This window comes from Micromonospora sp. DT44 (assembly GCF_049841635.1).
Lineage (GTDB): Bacteria > Actinomycetota > Actinomycetes > Mycobacteriales > Micromonosporaceae > Micromonospora.
Window position 1 is genome coordinate 1,885 of record NZ_JBNCKS010000119.1, and the last position, 2,103, is coordinate 3,987.

Consider the following 2,103-nt stretch of genomic DNA (forward strand, 5'->3'; position numbering starts at 1 on the left):
ACCTCTTCGGTCGCGGACGCCGACGGTGTCGCCCCGGCCACCTCTTCGGTCGCGGACGCCGACGGTGTCGCCCCGGCCACCTCTTCGGTCGCGGACGCCGACGGTGTCGCCCCGGCCACCTCTTCGGTCGCGGACGCCGACGGTGTCGCCCCGGCCACCGACGAGGCGAGCGTCCGCACGCCCGCCGACGACGCCCCGCCCGGGGCCGCCCGGGGCGCCGGACAGCAGGGCGCGGTGGTCCGGTCGGAGTCGGCGTGACCGGCCCGGAGGGCGCCGATGCTCTCCGGGAGGCGGCCCAACCGGGCGCCGGTGAGGTGACCGCCACGGTCATCGTCAACGCTCCGGCAACCCGCGTCTTCGCCGCGCTGCTCGCCTGGGAACGGCAGTCCGACTGGATCCCGTTCACCCGGGTCCGGGTCGTCGAGGGCGACGGGCGCGAGGGCAGCCGGATCGAGGCGGTGACCGCGCTCGGCCGGGCGACGCTGCGCGACGAGATGCTGGTGGTCCGGGTGGACGAGCCGTACGAGATCGGCGTGGTGCACCACGGCCAGGTGCTGCGCGGCCCGGGTGTCCTGCGCTGCACCGAACTCGGGCAGGCCCGTACCCAGGTCGTCTGGCACGAGTGGTTCCACCTGCCCGGCGGCGCGGCCGGCCGGCTCGCGTGGCCGGTGCTCTGGCCCGGTTCCAAGCTGGGCCTCACCCAGGCACTCAAGAGGTTCGGGCGGCTGGTCGAGCAGGGCCGCCTGCCCTGACGGTGTTGTCGACCGGTTGAGCAGGGCTGTCGGTGCGATGGCCTAGCGTGTGCGACGTGAGTGACCTGGTGATCGGCGCCGACGGGCTGGCCCGCTGCGCCTGGGGGTCGAGCACCCCCGACTATGCCGTCTACCACGACACCGAGTGGGGTCGGCCGCTGCACGGCGACGACGCGCTCTACGAGCGGATGACCCTGGAGGCGTTCCAGTCCGGCCTGTCGTGGCTGACCATCCTGCGCAAGCGTCCGGCGTTCCGGCTGGCCTTCGACGAGTTCCACATCCCCACCGTCGCCGGCTACGACGACACGGACGTGACCCGGCTGCTCGCCGACGCCGGCATCGTCCGCAACCGGGCCAAGATCGAGGCGGCGATCGCCAACGCCCGCGCCGCGCTCGAACTACCCGACGGGCTGTCCGCGCTGCTCTGGTCGTTCGCGCCGGAGCGCCGGCCGGCCCGTCCCGCCTCGTTCGCCGAGCTGGCGCCGATCACCGCCGAGTCGACGGCGATGGCCAAGGCACTCAAGAAGCGCGGCTTCCGGTTCGTCGGCCCCACCACGGCGTACGCCCTCATGCAGGCCACCGGGATGGTCGACGATCACATCGTCGGCTGTCACGTCACCCGCTGACCGCCGGCGTGATGGGATGGCAGGCATGACGACCGAGACCGCGTACCGGGCCGACGGGTCCGGCCACGCCGACGGGCCGGGCACCTGGGCCGTGCTGCTGCCCGCCGAGCGGTACGAGGCCGAGCGGCTCGTGCACCACGATTCGCTGAAGCTGACCGGCCTGACCGACGCGGGGCGGCCGGGCCCCGGCGACCGGGTGGCGGTGCTGGCCGACGCGCCGCCGCGCCTGGTGGCCCTGGGCCGGGTTGCCGCGCCGACGCAACGGCACCGTGAGGACCCGGACGACCCGCAGTCCCCGGTCGAGCCGGAGACGCTCGTGGTGGCGTACACCCGGCGGGCCTTCGACGAGCCGGTGCCGGCCGACCTGCTGACCCTCGACGGGCCGGTCACCGCACTGGATCCGGCGACCTTCCGGGCGCTGGCCGACCAGCTCGGCCCGCCCCCGGCGCGGCGTACCTGGCTGGTCAGCCTGGACCTGCCGATCGAGGCCGGCACGCCCGCCGAGGCGGTACGCCTGTTCTGGTCCTACGTGCAGGAGTTGGGGCCGCGTGAGCTGCCCGCCTTCGTCGCACCGTCCGGCGACGAGCTGGCCATGCAGGCGTTCGTGCTCGGCGCGGAGGCCAACCAGGACCCGGAAGAGGACGACTGAGCTTGATTTTTAACCTGTGCGGCGTGGCCTAGGGCTATTCGAAGTCTTCGTTTTCTTCGTGTCACTCTTTGGTTTT

The 2,103-nt window shown here is 73.5% G+C and carries 3 protein-coding genes and 1 pseudogene; all 4 read left to right on the forward strand.

Annotation, left to right across the window (positions count from 1 at the left end):
* Window positions 1-258: pseudogene (locus ACLQ25_RS32410) on the forward strand (hypothetical protein); the annotation flags it as partial.
* Entirely contained in the window at window positions 255-752 is a 498-nt protein-coding gene (locus ACLQ25_RS32415; RefSeq protein WP_425734538.1) for an SRPBCC family protein, read from the forward strand. The pseudogene ACLQ25_RS32410 and the gene ACLQ25_RS32415, both read left to right, overlap by 4 nt.
* A 56-nt stretch (window positions 753-808) precedes the next feature.
* Window positions 809-1,378, forward strand: coding sequence for a DNA-3-methyladenine glycosylase I (locus ACLQ25_RS32420; RefSeq protein WP_425734539.1), 570 nt, complete (start codon window positions 809-811; stop codon window positions 1,376-1,378).
* Between the two features lie 25 nt (window positions 1,379-1,403).
* The gene (locus ACLQ25_RS32425; RefSeq protein ID WP_425734540.1) at window positions 1,404-2,027 is read left to right on the forward strand and encodes a hypothetical protein; all 624 of its coding nucleotides are present in this window, start codon (window positions 1,404-1,406) and stop codon (window positions 2,025-2,027) included.
* The last annotated feature ends 76 nt before the right edge of the window (window positions 2,028-2,103 follow it).